The organism is Neobacillus sp. NPDC093127, assembly GCF_044754175.1.
Classification (GTDB): domain Bacteria; phylum Bacillota; class Bacilli; order Bacillales; family Cytobacillaceae; genus Neobacillus.
Genome location: NZ_JBIVOP010000014.1, coordinates 90,767 through 111,204, shown reverse-complemented (window position 1 = coordinate 111,204; position 20,438 = coordinate 90,767). Strand labels below are relative to the sequence as shown.

Below are 20,438 nucleotides of genomic sequence, written 5' to 3'. Positions count from 1 at the left end.
TGATTAGTTGTTTGTTAGCGTGGAAAACATGATATTTAACGGCGTAGATTTGGCAGAATATTTTAACGAAAATGGTAAGAGTTATTTTGTTGTCAACGACGTTCGAGGGCGTGGAATCATGTCCTCAGAACTCGATTTAATTAAAACACCAGGAATGCCTGGTGGTCATTTATCTGATGAAACAATACCAGAACGGATTTTGGAAGTAGATATCTCTTTAAAAGGGAACTCATACCCTGATTTACGGAAAAAAGTAGATGCGCTAAGTGCTATTTTAAAAAAGAAAGACGTAGCCCCTATTGTATTTGCTGATGAAACAGACAAAACTTATTACGGAAAACTTGGTAACGTGTCAGATAGATTGGAGAAATCTTGTATCTATCAAACTACGTTATTTTTTGTTTGTCCTGATCCCTGTAAATACGGGGCTGAAAAATATATTGAGTTTACTGACATCACAAACTTAGATGTGGAAGGATCGGAAGAAACATATCCGAATATAAAAGTAGAAGTCGCAAAAGATACGACATTTTTGGCAGTCAGTGATGGTGAAAGTATAAATATGATTGGGAATCCTGCCCAAGTCACCCAGCAGCCTTTTATACGCGAAGAGCGGAAATTTTGGCACGAGATGGGCACGCTTGTTGGATGGGCGGATACCACATCGGTTGAAGAGGGGAAAAATCTCGGAACAATGAAAACAAGCGGCCGCTCCTTTTTCACGGACGCTTATGGTTCTGACCCTGGCTGGCATGGTCCAGCTAAAAAAACATCAATTGGCTCTACTATCCAAGACTTTCAGGTGGACGCACTTATTCGCCAACAAGGAAGTACGGGTCAAGTTGGCAGTATAGAGATTGCTTTACTGGATGCTAGTAATAAATTCGTCTGTAAAATGTTAATGACAAAGCGCTCGGCTGGGTCTGTAGCAAACTGGGCTAGGTTACGGGCAGGGACTGTATTAAGCGGCTATGACATCATCAATACCCGTGGGTCTTATGATAGTACGTGGGCTAATTTTAACGGCATGGTGCGACTAAGCCGTATCGGCAATGTATGGACTGCCTATGTATGTCTAATCGACAGCAAAGGGGTACAGCATACGCGAGCAGGTGCGACTTGGAGAGACAGCGTAGGAATCGCTACTGCACCAATTGCTCAGGTGCAGGTCCAATTGTGGCAATACGGGACCACTCCTGCCACAAATCAAAACATCGATGATATTAAAGTCTACAAGATTAATAACGCTGCAGATAATCAAATCCCTTATGTAGCCCGGGCTGGTGATCTAATAGAATTTGATCATGTAAAAGCTAAAATTTTAAGAAACGGTGAAGTTATTAATAAAGAAAAAGTCTTTATTGGCGATTATTTCGCATTGCAGCCAGGCGGAAATGTCTTAGCTGTTGAACCGGCAGACGCTATCGAAAAAACGGGAGTGAGGTGGAGAGAAAAATGGCTGTAGATTTTCGGCTTGAAAGAGAAGTAAACCCACCTATCGGAGAAAGCCCTGGTTTCTTGCCGCAGCACAAAAAACAAGGAACCCTGCAATATGAAGAAACAGAAGGTACCGACGGTGCATTGCATACGAAAATTGAAGGCTTGAAGACCGGTAAACATGCGGCATTGACGGTGGCTACGACGGTTGTAGAAATCACAGCTGGATTGACTGGCCGCCGGAGGTTAAAGTTTCGAGTTGCGGGATCTGATGCTGTGTATATTGGTTTTGCTGCTGATGTTACCGTTCTAACTGGATTTCCATATGCTCCAGGTCAAGCTGATGAATTTTTCTTTTCTTCTAAATCGACTCAAAAGCTTTATGCCATTGCAAAGTCATCACAGACATTGCGGATTATTGAAACAAATTAAAGGGGGTTGATGACATGCCTTATAATACAAAACCTAAAAAGACAGATGTTAATTACCAGCCAATTAATCAATATTTTAACCCAACAATAGATGATCATGAGGCGGTACAAGGTTCAGGCGGGGCTATGAATGTGCAGCTTATTGGGAGAAAAACGGCATATCAGAGAGTAGCCGTAAACCAAGCCATTGCTGCCAATGGATTTTCATCAATAGTAGTAAATCTAGGATTAGGAACAAAAGCAATACACTTAGCGTGGAAAGCTAATGCAACAATTGCAGTAACATTAGTGGCTTGTGATGCAAATGGAAGTGCCCTTTTAAACGGGCCTAGTATTTTAGGAACTGGTGCGACTGGCTATATAAACGGTGGGCTTGTGTATGGAGAATGGGGTGGAGCACCTTATATCGGTATTTTAGTTCAAGATAAATCCGCCGCTGCTAACACAGTTAATTACATTGATTTATGGACTACTAGTGCTTAAAGGAGGTAATGAAAATGCAAATAGGTGACGTTGTTACTATTTTTGGGAATGAATATGTAATTATTGATATTCAAATAGATGAAAATGGAAATCAAGTTGTTTCTTATGCACCAATAGTACAACCTTAATTTTATACCGCTTATGACGTTCTTAAGCTGCATAAGAAAATGAAAAAAGGGGGGTATTTAAGTGGTGGTTTCAGGTGAAATTAGTCAATTAGACAGAATCGAAAAGAAAATGGACAGAATCCTAGAACTGTTGGAGGGCGAGGATCTGTCCATTTCTATTCAAGTTGATGGTAAAACTTTGGCTGAATCAGTAATTAATGAGGTCGATAGATTACAAAAAATCAATTCTTTAGCTGCACAAATACCAAAATGACCACTCCGATTCTGAGTGGTCATTTCTATGGAGGTGATTATCATGTTATGCCGAGTATCTATTAAAGAATTTGTGATTTTAGCAATAATTACTACAGGAATCTACTTATTAATGACATGAAGGAAAGAAGTAGAAAGCTGAATATTAAAAAGCCTAACAATGGTGGTATCAAAGTAAGAATAAAGTCTATATACATTTTAGGCTTATATCTATATTGGTTATTGTTGAGCCGATAATAAATGTTTCGAGTCGGTAGGAACATTTTCCTTCGTGTTCGTTCAAATTCAATATCAATATAACGACATAAGTCACTAAATATTTCTTGTAAAAATTCAGAAGATCTTTTATTTTCGATTCCTCTTTTTAGAAGTCGGGACCAATGAACAATTGACGGTGATATTAATTCGTAGTGATTATTTACAATCGAATTAAGTTCTTCAGATACTTTTCTTAATTCATTCATTTCTATATCTTGGATATTTTTATACAAGATTGGTTCTAAGAGAAGAAACATTGGTAAATAAGCTTTGTAGAGTTGGTCCTCTAAAGGCTTCTTAGAAAATTGATATTTAAAGGCATAGTATATAAGGTAAATACTTAAAAATATTCCTAGCCAAGGTAATAAATATTGGGTGAAAAAATTCGCCATTAGATTCATCCTTTTTAATTTATTAATTCAAGTACATCGGTTATTTTACAGTTCAAGACTTCACAGATTTTTGCTAAATTATCTAATGGCAAACGGATAGTTTGATTGCGGCACATTTCGTTGATCGATGGTTGCCTGATACCAGTCAGCCTGGACAACTCGTTCTGTGAAATATTTCTCTCTTGCAAAAGCTTATCAAGTTTTAAAATTACTTTCATAGGCCTTTCCTCCTGTTTAATAGATTTATGCGTTTTAGTTATTGATACGTTTAGTGTATAACGATATACTAGATTTAATCAATACGTTAAACGTATAAAAGGAGGAGGAAATACTTTGAGAATATCAGAAGCATGGGAACTTTATTTACCGGACAAGCAAATAGCAGGTTATTCAGCCAACACCTTGGAGCAATACGAAATCCAAATAAACGTAATGATTAGGCACATGGGTGACATCAAAATTGAATCAATTATTACACCAGATTTAAAGAAATACATTGCAAAAAGAAGAGATACCCTAAAAACAAACAACAGCTTAGCACATCTTATAAGATTTATTCGCGGTTTTTTTCGCTGGGCACACGAGGAAGGGTACATCGATACGAATCCAGCTTGGAAAATTAAAGAGCCGAAAGAATCAAAACGGGTACCAAAATACATCAAAGAAGAAGAGCTTGAATTAATACGTGAAGCTGCCAAGGGAGCAAGAGAAAAAGCATTAATAAATTTATTGTACTCCACAGGCTGTAGAATCGGTGAAATAGCCAAATTAAATCGCAACCACATCAACTGGGAGCATAAATCAATCATCGTCATTGGAAAAGGCGACAAAGAGCGCGAAGTATATTTTGATACAAAGACCTATCTCTGGCTAAAAGAATACATGGATAGTAGAAAAGATGATTGCGAGTCTTTGTTTGTTACACTAAGAGATCCACGAAGAGCAACAGTCGATACACTAAGGCGTTGGGTTAAAGACATTGCAAAACGCGTGATAGAGACAAACATCTATCCTCACAAGTTCCGGCACACTTTTTGCCAGCATCTTGTTGACAGAGGCGCACCCATTGAAGCGGTCAGTGATTTAGCCGGCCATGCCCGTGTATCAACAACAAAAATTTATGCAAACATGCGCGGAGAGCAAAGACGCGCTATATATACAAAGTATTTTTAAGAGTCCACTTTTGGGCTCTTTTTTTATGCAAAGGCGGTGACAAAATTGCCAATCACTCAGCATGCAGGTATGTACATTGGAAACAATGATTCCAAAAGAAACAATCAGAAAAGAAATGGTGCGCTCGTTCACATTCTTGATAAGCAGGATGATAGCATCATCGATACATTGAGCAGTAAAAAAGGCGAGATGAAGGAACCGATTCGAGTCTCGTCGCTCGAAAATCGAAATACATTTGACTTTACCGCCTTAAAGAAATTTGAATATCTTGAAAAGCTAAACCGACTCCTTGTCCAAGATAGTGACGGAATTTTTCAGGAATATATCATTCATTACGCGGAACAAGTGAATCACGAAGAAAAAGATATTAAAGCCAATGCAAGCTTTGTTGGCTTAAAAAAAGCCAAAGTCATAAATCCGCAAGTCCTTACAGGCGCAACTTCATCAACAGCTGTAGACCTTGCATTATCCAGCACAGAGTGGCAGCCGGGTATCATTGAGTATACATTTATTCGAAGTATTACAATTGATCAGCACACGGATCCTTACAGCTTTTTAAAAGTGATTGCCACTACATTCGACTTGGAAATATCTTTTCGTATCGAAGTAAGCGGCAATAAAATCACCGGCCGATATGTTGACATGAAAAAACAGATGGCTGGATTCGAAGGCAAAGAAATCACTTTTGGCAAAGATTTAATCGGTATCCACCGCATCGAGGATAGTAGCAGAATAGTAACCGCTCTGCTTGGACTAGGCCCCCAAAAAGATGATGGAACCCGCCTATCCGTGCTGGTTGCAGATGAAGCAGCTTTGCAACGCTGGGGCAGAAACGGTCGGCATTTAATCGAGGTGTACGAACCAGAGTCGGATGATCAAGATATGACAGAGTCAAGATTAAAGACTCTTACAACGACCGAACTAAAAAAACGTGTAGATGCAATCGTATCATATGAAGGTGAAGCTAACTCGCTTGAACACGTTTTTGGCCATGATCATGAAAAGGTACGCGTGGGGCGAACTATGCGGATTAAGGATGATTATTACAGCCCTCCTTTATATTTAGAAGCTAGATTCCAAGAAACGACTGAAAACGTTTCTCTAAGGCAGATTTTAGGATTTAAGCTTGGTAACTTCATTGAGTTTAAAAAAGCGGATCTAGAAAAACAGATCGCGAATCTTAAAAATATTATCAATGACAAAATCTCAAAAATGATTACGTGCAAAATCGAAACATCTTCTGGGACAGTGTTTAAAAATGATGACTGGGAAGAAGTAATGGTAACAGCCAAAGTATTTTTGGCCGGCCAAGAAACGGACTTTGACGGCACCCGATATAACTATTGCTGGACATGGAAAGATAAGTTTGGAAATATAATTGGGCGATTTGACCAATTAAAATCATTTATGGTCGAATCGCCAGAGGTAGACGAAAAGCTAACAATTAAACTTGATGTCATGCTCGATGATAAAGTTCTCGCAACTGAGGAAATTACATTTACTAAAATTTATGACGGAGAATCAGGACCACCAGGTAGACCCGGTGAAGATGCAACTCTTTACTGGTTAGCCCTAAACAGCAGCACAATTGCAAAGTCGAATATGGGTGATTATACGCCTAAAAGTATTACGGCTACAGCTTACAGCAAGAAAGGCACGACGGCAGCTGCCACATTTTATCCCGGTCGCTTTTTTATCGCCGAAACAACCGACGGGACAACTTATGTAGATAAATATATAAGCTCGTCAAATGAGAGTATCAAAACTTATACACCTAGTCCAGGCATAAAAGCTGTAAGAGTGCAACTATCCACCCCATCAGGGTCCTTGCTCGACGAAAAGATTATTCCGATTGTGGTCGATGGGGCTAAAGGTGATACTGGCCCTCCAGGCACACCAGGAGAGCCCGGTACACCAGGAAGTGATGCCCAGTCAAAATATACATGGGTCATGTTCGCAAATGACAATAAAGGCGCAGGAATTACAAGTAATCCCGCCGGGAAATTGTGGAGAGGCTTTGCTTATAATAAATCTGACCCAACGCCATCAAACATACCAAGTGATTATAAATGGGAGTTTATCACCGATAGCTGGGTTAAATCTGGAACAGTGCTAGTCGATAGCGGCAAAATATTTGCTGACTATTTATCCGCAATTACAGCGCATTTAGGTAATATTATTTCAGGAAATATTCAAGGGGTAACCCTAACATTGGGCGGTTTAAATAACGAGTTTGGTCAAATGTCCGTACTCGGACCAAGCGGTGAGACAATCATCACTTTGGATGGTGAGCAGGGCGGATTTGACAAGCTATTCGTTGGTGACTTTTTTAGCCCTACAGTTGCCAATTTCAACGAAAAAAACATGACATTTTATGTTGATCCAAACGGCAGCGATAATAATGACGGATTAGCATCTGGTACAGCTAGGGCGAAAAGAACCATCCAGGCTTGTATTGATTTAATCCCGAAATTTAATAACGGGATAATTAATATCAACTTAAAAGCGCCCGCAGCGAATACTAGGCAAGATTACTATGAAAATGTAATTGTTGACGGTTTCTCAGGTTCTGGAGAAATTAATATTAATGGTCAAAATTGGTACAATTATTTAAATTCAAGAATCTCTATTAAAGGTTGTACAAATAAAGTCAACGTGAATGATTTAACTATTAACGTAACTTCAATTGGCGATGCTTTTGAGGTATATAACAGTTCTCATGTTAGTTGCGTATCAGTTTGGGTATACGGGCAAAACAAAGCAGGAACCGGATTTTTAAGTGATGCAGGTTCAAAACTAACATTAGTAAAATGTGAAGCTTATGACGTACTGTATGGTATTTATGCAAACTCACTATCAACAGTTTACTTGTACCAATGTAAAGGCCTAGGAACACAGCGTGGAGCATTATCCGAAAGAGGTTCGTGGGTATATTCATACATTTCACACCCAGATGGAACAGTTGGCGCTGTATTAAGTAGGTACGCATCAGGAACGACCTTAGATGGATCAGTAGCGGACAGCGGGGCTAAAACAGGCGGTGGCAAGCCAGCGCCATCGGCTCAGACCACCACGCAATGGGTGTCTAACATTGCAGACAACTGGTCTACTGCTTATAGTTCCTGGCAAGGTGGCGGCGCGCGCCAGGGTGATTATGGGTACGGTCAGCGTAAGGGCTTATGGTGGTTTGAGTCACAGCCATTTGCAGCTACGTTAAACGGCAAAACCATTAAATCTATGCGTATTTGGGTTAAAAGAGCGAGCTCAGGCGGTAGCTCTGGAAAAACTCGTATCTATTTCCACCCTCATACATTCGCGACTAAGGCAGCTACACCAAATAATCCTTCACTTGCTCTTGAGACGACTTACAACGTCTATGTGGACTTAGCTTGGGGTGAGGGCGCTTGGGTTAATATCCCGTCCACATGGTACGCAGGATTCCAGAGCGGCTCTTACAAGGGCATCGGCATATGGGCAGGGTCTACAAGTCGCAGTTATTATTCTATCATGGATGGCCAATGCTGGTTGGAGGCGACGTATTAATGAGGATAGTAGTCTATGATAATGATAAAAAAGTAGTAGACATAATCGAGGATATAAATCATCCAAAAGTTAGCGGAAATATTGTAGATTGGGAAGGCGGTTCCGTTGAGAACAACCTTCCTTTTTTGTTGCTCGAAGATTCTGTCGAGGTAAGTGAAGTGGTCACGGATGACATCATTGCTCTTGATAAAAAAAGTCAGTTTGTGAAAGTTGATGAACTAGCACAATTAAAAATAGAAAACGCTGACCTAAAACTACGCCTGGAAATGGCGGAAATGGCGATTGTTTCCTTGATGGACTTTATATAAGGAGGTGGTAAAGATGTACGCATTTATCCTCAATATGTGGGTTTTTGGCAAACTAACAGAAACACAGGTTAATAGTTATGCAGTTAAAGGGTTTATTACTCAACAAGAGGCACAACAAATACTAGCTACACCAAAAGAAGTTTAGAGGAGGTTGGTCAATGGAAGTGCAAATCGGTATCTTGGGGGCCCTCATTGGAGTATTAATCAGCGTATTAACTTTTAGTCGAAACAGGGATAAAGATGTTAAAAGTGACGCCTCGGAGTCTGCAGTAATTAAGACCAAGCTGGAGGCTATTAACTCAGGCGTGGAGTCGATCAGAATTGATATAAAGGCAAACGAAAGACACGTTTCCGAGTTATCCGAGCGTTTGATTCGGATCGACGAAAGCAACAAAGCGGCGCATAAAAGGATAGACAAATTGGAAACAAAAGGGGATGCGTAAAATGATTAACTGGCGAGTCAGATTTAAAAACCGTTTGTGGGTTGTGGCGTTTATGTCACAGCTTTTTATTTTGGCTGAAGTGCTTTTAGTTGGTGCTCATGCAGCTGGGATCACGGATTTTGCGTTAACCGAAGCGATTAAGGCTTGGGTTTTATTGCTGATCAATGCAGTCTTTGGTGTACTGTCCATGCTCGGGGTCGTGCAGGACCCAACCACACAGGGCATGGAGGATAGTATTAGGGCTAAAAATTACCGCGAACCAAATTAAAGGAGTGGATAAACTATGGTTTTAAAAATGGTGCAAAAATTAATGACGCTGAATGATTGCTATAAAGCAGGAAAAACGATTGCAGTCAAAGGACTGATGGTTCATAGCACCGCTTGCCCAGGTATTTTTGCAGCGGATTGGTTTAGCCGATGGAACAAACCTAGTCTTTCCCCAGGTAAATGTGTGCATGGGTTTTTAGATGCAAATGAATTTTATCAGTATTTACCTTGGAATTGGCGGGGATGGCATGGTGGTGGATCCTCTAATGACACTCACATTGGCATCGAATGGTGCGAGCCGAAAGACCTAAACGACAAGGATTATTTCGCAAAGGTTTGGGCGAATGGAGTTGAACTCTATGCTATGCTATGCAAAATGTTTAATCTTACCGAAAAAAATATTATCTCGCATAAAGAGGGATGGGGGCTTGGGGTTGCCAGCAACCACGGTGACCCTGACCACTGGTGGAAATTGCACGGTAAGACGATGGATATGTTTAGAGCGGATGTTGCAAATGCTTTAAAAGTAACCACAGCCAAAAACGGCTGGAAAAAAGAAAATGAAAAATGGTACTTTTACCAAGACGGCACGAAAAAAACGGGATGGGTAAAAGATAAAGAATGTTGGTACTTCCTTGATATGTTCGGAGTCATGGTGACTGGATGGGCTAAAATCAACAGCAAGTGGTATTATCTCAATCCAAACGGTGACATGCGCATTGGCTGGTTGCAGGATAAAGGCAAGTGGTATTACCTTAAAGCTGATGGCTCCATGGCCACAGGCACCATCGAGGATAAAGGAAAACTATATTACTTGCAATCTGACGGCAGCATGGCCGAGAATACTAGGATTAATGTAACGCTTAATGTTGATAAGAGCGGAGCATTAAAGCCTTAAGCAAAAGCCCCTTCTCGATTGAGATGGGGCTTTTATCTATTATTCTTTTTGCTCTTCTTCCAAGAACTTTTTCAATCTATACTTTGCCATTTCTAATGCTTGTTCAGGTGTGCTTCCGTGACAATTATAAACCGACATTTGTCCATTTGATGCCATTGCGTTATAAGTATCACCGTGATCCCACACTCGATATCTTACCTTTCCTCGCCTAAAATACCAGAACCAATCCCAAAACCTGTTTATCCACATCATTTATATCACCTCTCTTTCTCCATACAATATTCGGCATATTTCCACACATTACCTATTCAACTTTATGACTAATTTATGACAAAATAAAAAGCCCATTTAGGGCTAAAAAGGTAAATTATCATTCATCGTTCTGTTCAATTCTTCTCGCTCTAGGACCTTCACCAACTCCGTGATGTCCTGGTCACCTTCCACAATTACTTTTTCTAACTGTGCCCGATAAGACAAATCCTTCTTAATTTCCTTCCAGAATTGTAATGCCGCATATTCTGGCTTGCGACCCCTCAGCTGAAATGCTCCTTTTTTGTATCCTCTACTGGCAGCATAATAATGTATCTCGATGATTACGGTCATATCCTTCCTCCTTTTTATAAATTTATATTTCAATGTTAATGTAGTTTCCTAACGACGTATATACATATCTTGGTAACTGTCGTAAAATATCTATATATTAACCTTAAGGGAGGGTATTTGTTTGAAAAAGTTAAAAATTATTTTCCTAGCTTTGATTGTAAGTTTTTCTTTTAGTTTTATGGCTAGTGCAGAAGATGAAGTTATTAAACCAACTGATGCATTCGTATTTAAGCTGGACGAACCTACAGTAACACCTACTGGTGTAAAACTAAGTTGGACCATCTATTATAACAAATGGAAAATATACTGGTTAACCCAGTACAGAATTTATGTCAACGGGATTCCTATTTACAAGGATGGGGAGTTAACCGGTTCTGTTACGAAAGATAATTTCGAAGTGATCGGGCTTTTACCGGGTCGTGAATATGAAATAGAAGTCGTTCCGTATGGCAGCCACGGGGTTTGGAAAGCAAGCGAAAAAGTTAATGTTAAAACAGTCAATAAAAAGGGTTGGGTACAAAGTGACGGTGATTGGTTTTATAACGATCCTACGTCCGGTGCATATAAAAAAGGTTGGTTATTAGACAGCAGTAAATGGTATTACCTGAAAGATAAGTTTAAACCATATTATGAAAAACAAAATATGGGCACCATGGTTTCCAATACCTGGGAGCAGGTCAGTAAAAAATGGTATTACTTTAATAAAAGCGGGGCAATGGTAACTGGATGGATGGAATATACGGATAGCCGCGGGAAAAAGTGGTACTACCTTAACCCGAATGGTGACATGAAAACGGGTTGGTTGTACTGGAACCGTAACTGGTATTACTTAGAATCTTACGGCGGCATGGCAACCGGATGGAAGCTTGTTAATGACAAATGGTTTTATTCGTACCCTGATGGGAGAATGGCCGCTAATACTACGATACAAGGCTATAAGTTAAACGCCAGTGGGGCGTGGGTACATTAAGCGGAGGTGCTACGATGCAAGAAATACTTAGTAATGAGACTATCTCAATAACAATAAAACGACGTAAGGACAGCGTGACCCGGGGAGCGGCTAAGTTCTTTGCGCTACTGTTCGGAGGGCTGGGAATGTTTATTTCAGGACTGCTCTTTCTTACAATAATCGGGATATTCCCAGCGATTGGGTTGTTCTTTACGTCGCTAGGTTTAATTTACGTCGCACAGGGGAAAGAACAGGTAGCCTGCCCGCACTGTAAAAAGAAGCAGCCAGTGCTAAAATCATCCGAAAATTTTACCTGCCCTAAGTGCCAAAAGCTTACAGTGATAAATTGGGCGTAACCTTGTGTTACTAATTAATACTTATATAGTAATTAGTAATAACTACTACTATATATAATAAATAATAATATTTTATATATTTATTATAATAATATATATGGTGTTTCTTTTCTTAAGGGGGTTTTGTTTTACTGAAAGCTGTTTACCTAAATTACATTCATCTAGATACCCCTACCTAAAAAATAATTAATTATATATTTTTTTTTTTTTTAATGTGTGAATTTAACACTGAGAATTTACAATAGTTGTTACAATTTCGTTACAAAATGATATGTATAAGCATAAAACATTGTACGCCTGCATATGCTATCAGTGAAAGCGAAGACTCGCTGAGAGCTCTATAGCACCCTTATACGCATATATAAAACAGCATGTCATTAAGCCTTCCAGCTATACCCTGGAGGGCTTTTTTATTTTTCTACCCATATTTCTTCTAAAGGCCTTTTTAACTCTTTACATATTCTATACACCACTTCAAACGATGGTAAGTTTTTTCCGTTCACAATAAGACTTAATGTAGAGTTAGTGACTCCTATTTTTTCTGCAAATTTACGCTGCGTAAAACGTTGATCCTTTATTTTTTCCTCTGCCAGGATTACCTTTAGTCGGCATTCAAATTCCATCCTTATCACCCGTTTATCTATTTCTATTAGAATACCCTAATTCCTTTAATGTTTCGATGAATCGAAAAAAATTTCGATGGACAAGGAATATCGAACAAGCAGCTGGTCATATCTATTTATCAAGCAGGTAAGAATTACTTCTCAATCTTTACTGGATAGGAAGGAGGTAGGATGTATTGCCTATCATGCACCCAGCTTTATGCCTGAATACAGACGACCCTGATCAAAAAGAATTATACGAATTTATCACTCGGTTGCCAAATGGGAAGAAACGAAACACCAGCGCCTTTCTAAAGACGCTTGTTGACCGTGAGTACCAGAAGAAAAAAGAGCAGTATTTAGCCGAAAAATCCAAATTTGAACAAGAAAAAGAGACGCCAAAAGCGCCTCAAGTAATTAAATCCAGTGGAGGAATTAAATATTTAGGAAAGCATATTGACCAAAATGCCGATGGTAGCACCAGCAACAGCTCCGATTAAAAAGAACATGCAATCAGCTCCTTAGAAAGTTTGTTACTTCTATTATGGCCAAAGGAAATTAATTTATTCAGGAGGGGACGAAAATGGCAAAAATCCAAACGATTGATTTTAAACGCTTCGTAAAAAACGAAAAAATTTCTACCGATGAAGTAATAAAAATGCTGGAGGATAAAAAGTTTATGAAAGTTGTTGCAATCGGCGGGGGGCTGATGCTCTGTTTGGTTCCGAAATCAGCTTTTGCTGCAACAAAGGTAACCGCTGATCAAACTTTCGGAAACCTATGGGAAGCGGTAATGAATATCGTGGATTGGATTGTTGTCGGGGTATTTGTGTTCGGCGGGGTAGCCTGGATGTTTGGTCATCGACCTAAGGCACTGGAATTAGTCATAGGAGGTTCAGCAGGGTATATCCTAGCACGTCATGCGATTGATATTAGGGATTTCTTAAAAAAATTGTAGGGGGGTAAAAAATGAATTTAAAAATTAACGGAGTAACAGAAGAAATAAAAAATTGCATAGGTCATTTAAATAGTACTGATCAAATAACCGAAGCTGCATGTAAAGCCTGGAGTGCCGAGTATCACTGGTGGATTGACATGTTTAGCTATTTCACAGATTTATTTTAAGGAGGTTTAAATATGGGGACTAAAACGATAATTATGTTAGGTCTGGTCGCTTATCGTATGTATGCTAAAAACAAACCGATTAAATCAGTAAACTTTAACGCGTTCCTTCAAAAAGGAGGGAAGAAAAATGAAATTTCGTTTATCAAGTGAGTATGGTGAGATGGCTGAAATTAGAAACGGAATACCTCATCACGGAATAGACTTGGCAATGCCATCAGGCACAGAACTAAGAAGTGTGATGGACGGAGTAGTAGAAAATGTTGTGGATTTTGGAACCAAGAACCTTGGTAAAGGTGTCTTTATCCGAAACGAAGATGGTACTCTTTCCATTTATGGCCATATGTCGGATATAAAAGTAAAAATAGGTGAGCATCTGCATTCAGGAGATTCAATTGGTTTGTCAGGAAACACAGGGAATTCGACAGGCGCTCACCTGCATTATGGCATGAAAGATGTTACCGGCAATTGGGTGGACCCTACTCCAGTAGCTGAAAATGTTTCTAATATGTCTGGCAGCGGATTTCACTTTAGTGATATTGGTCATTTTCTCTTAGACAAATACAATAAATTTTCAGACAAAGTTATTGGTGCCGAAATGAACGCTGTAGGGATTCCCACAAAAGAAACGTTTCAGGAAACATTACAGCTCTGGTTAACGAATATAGGGCACACCATTACGGACTTAATGCCAGAGATTGGGACCGGAATCACAATTGCAGCTGGGATAGCGATTATGTTTACTGGTAATTTTCCTAAATATTTCACACGCTGGGGATTCGCAATGATGGGGGTGATTTCGTGGTTAATTTTAGGAAAATAAAATCAATTAAGGTATCTGAGTATTTTTCTTACCAAAAAAATTCCATGGTTACTTATAGAATCATCCCCCATATGTCGGTTACAAATAATAGTAATTCGAAGATGTGGAGAGTGCTCCATAAAATGTATGAAGTTTATAACAAAATACCTTCTAGAATTAGTCGGAAGGGTTTTAAATTTACCTATCGAGAAAAAGATACCATTTGGTTCGACGTTATCTTTAAACAGGAAAACAATGAAAAACGTGTTGAGTTCTACGTAAGTACCTCAGAAATTTGGGCGAAAAAGTTCCGGGAAATTCTAGAGAATTACATGAAAGTAACAGTCGAGGAAGTAGAAATAAAAGCTTTAGAAGTTCCCAGCAGTAGTAATGCAGTCCTTCAAGAAATCAGGCTTTCTCGGCATGACATATTTTCACTTAGAGTTAACGCTACAGAGCAAACCACACCAATCGCGTCACTATTAACCGCACTTGATGATATTGCTATGGATGGAGACTTTGCCCGGTTATCTGTATGTGCGGAAACGTACGACCGTAAACAATGGGCCCAGAATAGTCACTGGGCCCATGAAAAAATACAAAAGGGGATTGTTCCTGTTCGTTCCAGGATTACAGCTGGTAAAATTCAAACGGTTTTAAAACGCAGTATATCCACTATTGCAAATGAGGTATACGACGTTCTAAATGATACGATGAACGCTCTTTCTAACACATTCTTTAAGAGTGATAAACCTTTCGAAAAAAAGAAACTTATCGATAAGAAGGCTGCATTGATTGATGAACTTAATTCCAGTAAGCCTAGCACAAAATCAACTGATAAAATAAATGAACCTGTATGGAAGACCAGGATCCGAGTAGCAGCCTTAACGGAAAATAAACTACGTGCGGATCTCATAGCCACTACCATTAGCAGTGCTTTCGCAGAAATAGCTGGGGACAACGAGTTATTGCCTTATAAGATTCGAACAAAAAGAAGGAGGCAAGAAATTATTCAGGAATTAAATACATTGCACTTGTCTAAAACAACCAAGGCTGATGGTGACGTGTCTCTTTTATCCTGTGACGAAATGGCAAAGGTAGCAATTCAAATGCCAACTTCGGTTATCCAGCAACGATATGAAAACGAGTTAGCTGTTAATAAAAAAGTGGAGACAGATATATCTTCTATCTTTATCCACAAACCTACCACAGAGCATGTGGTCATTGAGGGTATTAAGATTAGCATCGGCAGCAATAACATCAAAATTAACAATAAGCCATTAAAATCACGTAAGACAATAAGTAAAAGCGTCCTGGTTGGTCACGCTGAATTCAAAGGAGAAGAATATCCAATAGGTATTCCTTTAGACAATCCAGAAGAGACATATAAAGGCTACGTTGCAATGGGCGGAATGGGTAGCGGTAAAGATACATTTATTCAGAACTTTGTTACTGAAGCATCTTTAAATCATGATATTAGTTTTATTATTATTGACCAGGTCAACAAAGATGGGCTACAGGGTATGGCGAACGGGATTCGTGATAGCCTTCCGCCTGAACGCATTATCGATATTGATTTATCCGATGAAAACTATTTACCGCCGCTGGATCTAACTGAGGTCATGGAGAAGATAGGTCGTAAAGGTGCTGACCGTTTTGCAAATGAATTAATCGACTTTTTCGGCGATGTGGAATCGATGGGCCAAAGTCGGAAAATACTAAGGGCTTTTGCCCAGGCATCAAACGGCAGTTTATACAATATAAAAATGTTGCTGGAGGATGAGTCATTTAGAGAATCTACAGCAAAAAGGTTGAGAGCAGAAGGCAAGCCAAGAATTGCAGAAGAGATAGGTAAATACTTAAGTCAATATGAATTAGTTGAGAAGAAGGATAAACAGGGTAACGTCACGTCATCAGAAATGAAATGTACGAAGGATGGCCAAAAAGCAATTGACGGAAAAGCAAGTGCTATATTAAACCGTTTAGACGAATTTATGGGGGATTCAACTTTATTTGAAATATTTGCCCAGCCTCCTAAAAAGGAAATGAACCTGGAGCAGTGGATGAAAGAAGGGAAGGTCGTTATTTTTAGGGTGCCTGACAGAATTCTTTCCACTGTGGCTGTAAGAACGCTAGTACATTGGATTACATTAAAAGTATTAATGACTCGTATGTTGATGACGGTCGCTGATCAAGGCAATGGGGCGTTTATCGTTTACAACGAGCCACAGACGTATCTTTCTGAGAACACAGGTCTAGCTAAACTTTTATCTAGGATTGCGGTACAGGGACGTAAAGAGAGGTTGGGGAGTATCTTTGCCTGCCATCACTTAGGCCAGCTAAAAGAAATCTCTGAGGATCTAATTTCCGGCGGAGTAAATTGGCTGCTGTTTAAAAATGACAATGAAAACACCTTTAAGAAATTGGAGACACAGCTGCAGCCGATCTCCATCGGGAATGCCATGAACATCCCAAATACAAAGACGACCAGGCATGCCATCTGCATCTTAAATTTTGGAGGCGAACGAAAGCCAGCATTTATGGTCAGGATGCTAAAACCTTCGTATGAAAGGTACCAGCCTTATGACAATTCTTTTATTACGAAACGACACTCAAGATTATATGGAAGGCATTTCGAGGAGATCGAGAAGATACTCGAAACAGCGTAATAAGGCTCCTAGTCGCACAGACTAAGAGCCTTTCCCGGTAAAGGGAGGATGATGCTGCATGAAACACGTAGTCATCGAAATGAGAAAAGGTGAGCCGGTTGTCGTCAGCTGTCCGAAAAAGATTCAAGTGATTATCAGGAAACCGAAAAAGAGGTCATTTAAAAAGCGGATCAAGACGATGGCTTATCGAGTAAAAATATTTTTAGGCGTCCAGTGATGGGCGTTTTTTGTTGATACAACAAGGTTTGTACTTATTGTATTTATAAAACGTTACCGGTTGGTAGCGATTCATAAAGACTAATAAAACAAAACTTCTGTAATCACAACCAAATCCTTGCCCTTCTTGTATTTATCCGGCCTTGTAGGAGGCTGTGCAATGAGTTTAAATTTAATTTTTCGGATAAATCTCGAAATAAATTCTCTTCGTTCCTCATCGGTGAGCTTATGGAAATTTTCATTAAAATAAAATATAATCTGTTTAATTTCTTCGATGTCTAAGGTTGGAACTGGGACTTGAATCTGATTAATCTTATTTTCTAATTCGTCCATAATTTCTCTTGTTTCATCCATCAACTTATCGAACTCTTTATCAGTCATTTTATCAGCTGCCCAAGCTCGCTGATATTTTTCCCGTCTTTTGCTGATCTGTTGTAATTGCTCTTTAAAAACAGATACTTCATCTTTTTCTTCAGGAAGTTCAATATGATGTATTTCCACGTTTCTCATGTACTCATATAGTGCATCCAAAAACCGATACTCGCCAATAGTTAACATTTTCCGTCCTTGTTTCCAGCAAACTTGACATTTATAAACAACGCCCTGGTATTCAGATCCATCACTTCTTTTTCTTACATAACGGTTAACCGAAAGAATACTTCCGCATTGTGAGCAAATTAATTTTCCTTGGAATAGATAAATGCTCTCAACTTCTCTGTTTCTGTGTAAAGAATTATCTTCAAGAATTTGTTGGAGTTTATTCCATCTTTCCCTACTTATAATCCCTAAATGAGTATTGGCAAAAATTTTACCTTGCCACTGAGTATCTCCACACAGCGCGGGGTTCTTCAAAATTCTAAGAACCGCAGTAGGATGCCACTCTAATTTATCATCATTCGTTTTGGTTAGAAATTTTGCTACTTGACTAGCGGACTTTCCAGCTTCAATTTTATCAGCCATATCAAGAGTAACAGCTGTTCTTTTTTTGTTTGATATTAGTTTTTCATTTTCATCTAAATCAAAAGGATAGGGGATATTGCCCACACGTTCTCCACTTGAAACTTTTTCTTCTAACGCCATCTTTATACGCTCTGATAAGTTATCTGTTTCCCACTCTGCAAGAGCAGCTACAATAGTTATAAAAAGTTTCCCCATTGCTGTTGTTGTATCGTAGGGCTCTGTTGCTGATTTAAAGCTACAGCTGTGTCTTTCAAGCATCTCCAACATTTTGTGTAGGTCTTTAACTTTACGAGTAAAACGGTCAAGACGATAAACCAGTATGATATTAATTTTCCCAGTCTTAACATCGTCCAATAACAACTGCAGCTTAGGACGATTCATATCTTTGGCGGACACACCTTCATCAATATAAAACCTATAATTATTCCAGCCTTGGGATGCGCAAAAAGAAGTTAATCTTTCTTTTTGAGCGGGGATAGAATAGCCTTCTTTTGCCTGCTCCTCAGTCGAAACCCGAATATATATTCCAATTGTATAGCTCTGTTCAGAAACAACATTAATACCCATTATATATTTCCTCCTTTTGGAAGTTTTGTCGAAATAAAGCGAAAGGTTTGTCGACAAAACTCTAATTAAATGATGTATGATTGATTTGTAAGCTAAATGGTTGACAACTGAATCGCGGAAAGGGTATAAAACCATTTCCTCCTATGCCTTCTTTCTGTTTTTAACTAAAACCCATTCGTAAAGTTCATCTCCATGATCTAAACCTAGAATGGATGCAACGTTTTTAGCAGACTCCATAGACATTCGTTGTTTTCCGTTTATCCATTTATCCACTTGTTGCCGGTGAACATCTAGTCGTCTAGCTAATTCTGCTGGAGTCATTTCCAGCTCGTCCAGTCTCTCAGAAAGAAGGCATTTCCCGATTCGGTATGCCATTCTTTTACCGCCTATTCTATTCACAAATTATTTCTAGGGGTTGCACATAATGAAAAGACTAACATTAGAAACCAAAAAAACAATCGCAACATTACTTGTCAAAACCTCATTTAAGCGAATCTTGGATGAAAAAAAGGCTAAACAAACTTGTGACGAATGCAGACAAAGAATTCTTACTTATTCAGCCAAAAACGTTTCTTGAATTACTTTACTTTGGTTCAAACATAACCTGAACAACCTTCCCGATAATTCGGGCTTTTTCATTTGTGATGAAAATAGGTTCGTAGTTCGGGTTATCAGGGTAAAGTATGACTTGTCCATTTTCAGTTTTTTTAACTCTTTTTAAAGTAGCTTCATCACCGTTAATATTTACAACTGCTATTTCCCCGTTTTCTACTTCAGGTTGCAGTTTTATTACCACCTTATCCCCTTCAAATATTCTGCTGCCTATCATCGAGTCGCCTTTAACCTTTAAAACAATTGCCTCGTTTTCTTTCAAGTTCCACATGTTCGGTATTTCTGTCCACTCCTCGATGTGTTCTTCCGCTAAGATGGGTTGCCCAGCTGCTATGTACCCAAGCACTGGGACAAACAAGACGGGATGGCGGTTGTCATCAATTTTTTCTGAATTACTTTTGAAAATTTCACTGGGATCAATACCCTGTTGGACAAAATCTTTAATTATCCCGTTCAGAAAGCTTATTTTTTCTTCTAATGTTAAATGTTCGAACATTGATTCAGGATTGTTAATAACTTCATCCATTTCTTCTCTGCTAATATCAGCATGCGTTGCTTGTACCTCATTTACCAGTATCTGTTTAAATTCTTTTGGATCATCGAACATTGCACCTATAAACATTTCCGATGCGTTATTTACTAGCTCAATTAGATCCTTATAAGATTTCATCGTTTTTATTGTTTCTGGAAGCAATTCCAACCTAGTTTCCGCTGAGATATACCCAGCTTTCTCCATCAATTCATCGTAGCTAACACCAAGAGGCTCATGAATCTTCATCAGAATTTCCGGAGATGGTATGCCGCGTTTACCGTTTTCTAAGTGAGAAAAATAAGCATTAGATACCCCCGTTTTATCTCTTAATTGTCTGATTGATAAGCCTTTTTCTGTTCTTAAGGCTTTAATATACGATCCAAATTCTTTAGGGTTCGTTAACATGATTTTCACCTCCCGCACTCAATTATAACT

28 protein-coding genes are annotated in these 20,438 nt (G+C 39.0%); 21 read left to right on the top strand and 7 right to left on the bottom strand.

The annotated features are described in order from the left end of the window. The first annotated feature begins 7 nt into the window (after nucleotides 1–7). From ACIQCO_RS18910 to ACIQCO_RS18895, 4 genes are all read left to right on the top strand, one after another. Nucleotides 8–1,465, top strand: a complete 1,458-nt coding sequence (locus tag ACIQCO_RS18910) for a distal tail protein Dit (protein WP_400430995.1) — start codon at nucleotides 8–10, stop codon at nucleotides 1,463–1,465. Next, on the top strand, nucleotides 1,456–1,869 hold the full coding sequence (locus tag ACIQCO_RS18905; protein ID WP_400430992.1) for a hypothetical protein: 414 nt from the start codon (nucleotides 1,456–1,458) through the stop codon (nucleotides 1,867–1,869). Before ACIQCO_RS18910 ends, ACIQCO_RS18905 begins: the two co-directional genes overlap by 10 nt. Before the next feature lie 14 nt (nucleotides 1,870–1,883). Next, on the top strand, nucleotides 1,884–2,351 hold the full coding sequence (locus ACIQCO_RS18900) for a hypothetical protein (RefSeq protein WP_400430989.1): 468 nt from the start codon (nucleotides 1,884–1,886) through the stop codon (nucleotides 2,349–2,351). A gap of 189 nt (nucleotides 2,352–2,540) precedes the next feature. Continuing rightward, nucleotides 2,541–2,732, top strand: a complete 192-nt coding sequence (locus tag ACIQCO_RS18895; protein ID WP_400430986.1) for a hypothetical protein — start codon at nucleotides 2,541–2,543, stop codon at nucleotides 2,730–2,732. A 663-nt stretch (nucleotides 2,733–3,395) separates the two neighbouring features. Here ACIQCO_RS18895 and ACIQCO_RS18890 read toward each other — a convergent pair. Then, the gene (locus tag ACIQCO_RS18890; RefSeq protein WP_400430983.1) at nucleotides 3,396–3,599 is read right to left on the bottom strand and encodes a helix-turn-helix domain-containing protein; all 204 of its coding nucleotides are present in this window, start codon (nucleotides 3,597–3,599) and stop codon (nucleotides 3,396–3,398) included. Between the two features lie 115 nt (nucleotides 3,600–3,714). Here ACIQCO_RS18890 and ACIQCO_RS18885 point away from each other — a divergent pair, with 115 nt between their 5' ends. From ACIQCO_RS18885 to ACIQCO_RS18855, 7 genes are read left to right on the top strand one after another with little or no spacing between them, the layout of a single operon-like run. Next, nucleotides 3,715–4,554, top strand: a complete 840-nt coding sequence (locus tag ACIQCO_RS18885) for a tyrosine-type recombinase/integrase (protein WP_400430980.1) — start codon at nucleotides 3,715–3,717, stop codon at nucleotides 4,552–4,554. 45 nt (nucleotides 4,555–4,599) lie between these two features. Further along, complete coding sequence (locus ACIQCO_RS18880) at nucleotides 4,600–8,097, top strand: phage tail spike protein (protein WP_400430977.1); 3,498 nt, start codon at nucleotides 4,600–4,602, stop codon at nucleotides 8,095–8,097. Beyond that, entirely contained in the window at nucleotides 8,097–8,405 is a 309-nt protein-coding gene (locus ACIQCO_RS18875) for a hypothetical protein (protein WP_400430974.1), read from the top strand. The genes ACIQCO_RS18880 and ACIQCO_RS18875 overlap by 1 nt, the downstream gene beginning before the upstream one ends. 13 nt (nucleotides 8,406–8,418) lie before the next feature. Then, nucleotides 8,419–8,550 carry a hypothetical protein gene (locus ACIQCO_RS18870; protein WP_400430971.1) on the top strand — a complete coding sequence of 44 codons (132 nt, stop codon included), beginning with the start codon at nucleotides 8,419–8,421 and terminating at the stop codon, nucleotides 8,548–8,550. Nucleotides 8,551–8,563: 13 nt separating this feature from the next. Then, entirely contained in the window at nucleotides 8,564–8,848 is a 285-nt protein-coding gene (locus ACIQCO_RS18865; protein WP_400430969.1) for a hypothetical protein, read from the top strand. Nucleotide 8,849: 1 nt separating this feature from the next. After that, on the top strand, nucleotides 8,850–9,116 hold the full coding sequence (locus tag ACIQCO_RS18860) for a phage holin (RefSeq protein WP_400430966.1): 267 nt from the start codon (nucleotides 8,850–8,852) through the stop codon (nucleotides 9,114–9,116). A gap of 15 nt (nucleotides 9,117–9,131) precedes the next feature. Next, nucleotides 9,132–10,013 (top strand): peptidoglycan recognition protein family protein, encoded by an 882-nt coding sequence (locus ACIQCO_RS18855; RefSeq protein ID WP_400430963.1) that lies wholly within the window; start codon nucleotides 9,132–9,134, stop codon nucleotides 10,011–10,013. 39 nt (nucleotides 10,014–10,052) lie between these two features. On the opposite strand, the gene ACIQCO_RS18850 is transcribed toward ACIQCO_RS18855, so the two are convergent. Beyond that, nucleotides 10,053–10,265, bottom strand: coding sequence for a hypothetical protein (locus tag ACIQCO_RS18850; RefSeq protein WP_400430960.1), 213 nt, complete (start codon nucleotides 10,263–10,265; stop codon nucleotides 10,053–10,055). Between the two features lie 102 nt (nucleotides 10,266–10,367). Continuing rightward, nucleotides 10,368–10,616, bottom strand: a complete 249-nt coding sequence (locus ACIQCO_RS18845) for a hypothetical protein (protein ID WP_400430957.1) — start codon at nucleotides 10,614–10,616, stop codon at nucleotides 10,368–10,370. A 121-nt stretch (nucleotides 10,617–10,737) separates the two neighbouring features. Here ACIQCO_RS18845 and ACIQCO_RS18840 point away from each other — a divergent pair, with 121 nt between their 5' ends. Beyond that, nucleotides 10,738–11,586 carry a hypothetical protein gene (locus ACIQCO_RS18840; RefSeq protein WP_400430955.1) on the top strand — a complete coding sequence of 283 codons (849 nt, stop codon included), beginning with the start codon at nucleotides 10,738–10,740 and terminating at the stop codon, nucleotides 11,584–11,586. 125 nt (nucleotides 11,587–11,711) lie between these two features. After that, entirely contained in the window at nucleotides 11,712–11,921 is a 210-nt protein-coding gene (locus tag ACIQCO_RS18835) for a transposase zinc-binding domain-containing protein (RefSeq protein WP_400430952.1), read from the top strand. 410 nt (nucleotides 11,922–12,331) lie between these two features. Here the strand turns inward: ACIQCO_RS18835 and ACIQCO_RS18830 are convergent, their stop codons facing one another. Then, a complete protein-coding gene (locus ACIQCO_RS18830) occupies nucleotides 12,332–12,544 on the bottom strand; it encodes a helix-turn-helix transcriptional regulator (RefSeq protein ID WP_400430949.1) in 213 nt (70 codons plus the stop codon). Nucleotides 12,545–12,720: 176 nt separating this feature from the next. On the opposite strand from ACIQCO_RS18830, the gene ACIQCO_RS18825 reads away from it, so the two are divergent. From ACIQCO_RS18825 to ACIQCO_RS18795, 7 genes are all read left to right on the top strand, one after another. Beyond that, a complete protein-coding gene (locus ACIQCO_RS18825) occupies nucleotides 12,721–13,023 on the top strand; it encodes a hypothetical protein (RefSeq protein WP_400430946.1) in 303 nt (100 codons plus the stop codon). Nucleotides 13,024–13,106: 83 nt separating this feature from the next. Next, nucleotides 13,107–13,481 (top strand): glycosyltransferase, encoded by a 375-nt coding sequence (locus ACIQCO_RS18820; protein WP_400430943.1) that lies wholly within the window; start codon nucleotides 13,107–13,109, stop codon nucleotides 13,479–13,481. 11 nt (nucleotides 13,482–13,492) lie between these two features. Continuing rightward, nucleotides 13,493–13,648 carry a hypothetical protein gene (locus tag ACIQCO_RS18815; RefSeq protein ID WP_400430940.1) on the top strand — a complete coding sequence of 52 codons (156 nt, stop codon included), beginning with the start codon at nucleotides 13,493–13,495 and terminating at the stop codon, nucleotides 13,646–13,648. A 12-nt stretch (nucleotides 13,649–13,660) separates the two neighbouring features. Beyond that, a complete protein-coding gene (locus ACIQCO_RS18810) occupies nucleotides 13,661–13,798 on the top strand; it encodes a hypothetical protein (protein ID WP_400430937.1) in 138 nt (45 codons plus the stop codon). Then, nucleotides 13,776–14,468: a M23 family metallopeptidase gene (locus tag ACIQCO_RS18805; RefSeq protein WP_400430934.1), complete on the top strand. Its 693-nt coding sequence runs from the start codon at nucleotides 13,776–13,778 to the stop codon at nucleotides 14,466–14,468. The genes ACIQCO_RS18810 and ACIQCO_RS18805 overlap by 23 nt, the downstream gene beginning before the upstream one ends. 44 nt (nucleotides 14,469–14,512) lie before the next feature. After that, nucleotides 14,513–17,116: an ATP-binding protein gene (locus ACIQCO_RS18800; RefSeq protein WP_400430931.1), complete on the top strand. Its 2,604-nt coding sequence runs from the start codon at nucleotides 14,513–14,515 to the stop codon at nucleotides 17,114–17,116. 58 nt (nucleotides 17,117–17,174) lie between these two features. Next, nucleotides 17,175–17,333, top strand: coding sequence for a hypothetical protein (locus ACIQCO_RS18795; RefSeq protein ID WP_400430928.1), 159 nt, complete (start codon nucleotides 17,175–17,177; stop codon nucleotides 17,331–17,333). Between the two features lie 80 nt (nucleotides 17,334–17,413). Here ACIQCO_RS18795 and ACIQCO_RS18790 read toward each other — a convergent pair whose 3' ends face one another. Then, the gene (locus tag ACIQCO_RS18790) at nucleotides 17,414–18,859 is read right to left on the bottom strand and encodes a recombinase family protein (protein WP_400431188.1); all 1,446 of its coding nucleotides are present in this window, start codon (nucleotides 18,857–18,859) and stop codon (nucleotides 17,414–17,416) included. Between the two features lie 141 nt (nucleotides 18,860–19,000). Continuing rightward, entirely contained in the window at nucleotides 19,001–19,234 is a 234-nt protein-coding gene (locus ACIQCO_RS18785) for a helix-turn-helix transcriptional regulator (RefSeq protein ID WP_400431185.1), read from the bottom strand. A gap of 49 nt (nucleotides 19,235–19,283) precedes the next feature. Between ACIQCO_RS18785 and ACIQCO_RS18780 the strand changes: the two genes are divergently transcribed. Further along, entirely contained in the window at nucleotides 19,284–19,436 is a 153-nt protein-coding gene (locus tag ACIQCO_RS18780; RefSeq protein WP_400431182.1) for a hypothetical protein, read from the top strand. A 6-nt stretch (nucleotides 19,437–19,442) separates the two neighbouring features. Here the strand turns inward: ACIQCO_RS18780 and lexA are convergent, their stop codons facing one another. Next, complete coding sequence (gene lexA, locus ACIQCO_RS18775; RefSeq protein WP_400431179.1) at nucleotides 19,443–20,408, bottom strand: transcriptional repressor LexA; 966 nt, start codon at nucleotides 20,406–20,408, stop codon at nucleotides 19,443–19,445. Nucleotides 20,409–20,438 lie beyond the last annotated feature (30 nt).

Excerpts from the sequence above, each read along its gene's own strand:
- ACIQCO_RS18905 (WP_400430992.1), top strand. The coding sequence starts at position 1,456 with ATGGCTGTAGATTTTCGGCTTGAAAGAGAAGTAAACCCACCTATCGGA.
- ACIQCO_RS18850 (WP_400430960.1), bottom strand. The coding sequence starts at position 10,265 with ATGATGTGGATAAACAGGTTTTGGGATTGGTTCTGGTATTTTAGGCGA.
- ACIQCO_RS18800 (WP_400430931.1), top strand. The coding sequence starts at position 14,513 with ATGGTTACTTATAGAATCATCCCCCATATGTCGGTTACAAATAATAGT.
- ACIQCO_RS18900 (WP_400430989.1), top strand. The coding sequence starts at position 1,884 with ATGCCTTATAATACAAAACCTAAAAAGACAGATGTTAATTACCAGCCA.
- ACIQCO_RS18830 (WP_400430949.1), bottom strand. The coding sequence starts at position 12,544 with ATGGAATTTGAATGCCGACTAAAGGTAATCCTGGCAGAGGAAAAAATA.
- ACIQCO_RS18890 (WP_400430983.1), bottom strand. The coding sequence starts at position 3,599 with ATGAAAGTAATTTTAAAACTTGATAAGCTTTTGCAAGAGAGAAATATT.
- ACIQCO_RS18835 (WP_400430952.1), top strand. The coding sequence starts at position 11,712 with ATGTTTATTTCAGGACTGCTCTTTCTTACAATAATCGGGATATTCCCA.
- ACIQCO_RS18865 (WP_400430969.1), top strand. The coding sequence starts at position 8,564 with ATGGAAGTGCAAATCGGTATCTTGGGGGCCCTCATTGGAGTATTAATC.
- ACIQCO_RS18795 (WP_400430928.1), top strand. The coding sequence starts at position 17,175 with ATGAAACACGTAGTCATCGAAATGAGAAAAGGTGAGCCGGTTGTCGTC.
- ACIQCO_RS18810 (WP_400430937.1), top strand. The coding sequence starts at position 13,661 with ATGGGGACTAAAACGATAATTATGTTAGGTCTGGTCGCTTATCGTATG.
- ACIQCO_RS18805 (WP_400430934.1), top strand. The coding sequence starts at position 13,776 with ATGAAATTTCGTTTATCAAGTGAGTATGGTGAGATGGCTGAAATTAGA.
- ACIQCO_RS18860 (WP_400430966.1), top strand. The coding sequence starts at position 8,850 with ATGATTAACTGGCGAGTCAGATTTAAAAACCGTTTGTGGGTTGTGGCG.
- ACIQCO_RS18820 (WP_400430943.1), top strand. The coding sequence starts at position 13,107 with ATGGCAAAAATCCAAACGATTGATTTTAAACGCTTCGTAAAAAACGAA.
- ACIQCO_RS18815 (WP_400430940.1), top strand. The coding sequence starts at position 13,493 with ATGAATTTAAAAATTAACGGAGTAACAGAAGAAATAAAAAATTGCATA.
- ACIQCO_RS18780 (WP_400431182.1), top strand. The coding sequence starts at position 19,284 with ATGAAAAGACTAACATTAGAAACCAAAAAAACAATCGCAACATTACTT.
- ACIQCO_RS18785 (WP_400431185.1), bottom strand. The coding sequence starts at position 19,234 with ATGGCATACCGAATCGGGAAATGCCTTCTTTCTGAGAGACTGGACGAG.
- lexA (WP_400431179.1), bottom strand. The coding sequence starts at position 20,408 with ATGTTAACGAACCCTAAAGAATTTGGATCGTATATTAAAGCCTTAAGA.
- ACIQCO_RS18875 (WP_400430974.1), top strand. The coding sequence starts at position 8,097 with ATGAGGATAGTAGTCTATGATAATGATAAAAAAGTAGTAGACATAATC.
- ACIQCO_RS18870 (WP_400430971.1), top strand. The coding sequence starts at position 8,419 with ATGTACGCATTTATCCTCAATATGTGGGTTTTTGGCAAACTAACAGAA.
- ACIQCO_RS18845 (WP_400430957.1), bottom strand. The coding sequence starts at position 10,616 with ATGACCGTAATCATCGAGATACATTATTATGCTGCCAGTAGAGGATAC.
- ACIQCO_RS18855 (WP_400430963.1), top strand. The coding sequence starts at position 9,132 with ATGGTTTTAAAAATGGTGCAAAAATTAATGACGCTGAATGATTGCTAT.
- ACIQCO_RS18790 (WP_400431188.1), bottom strand. The coding sequence starts at position 18,859 with ATGGGTATTAATGTTGTTTCTGAACAGAGCTATACAATTGGAATATAT.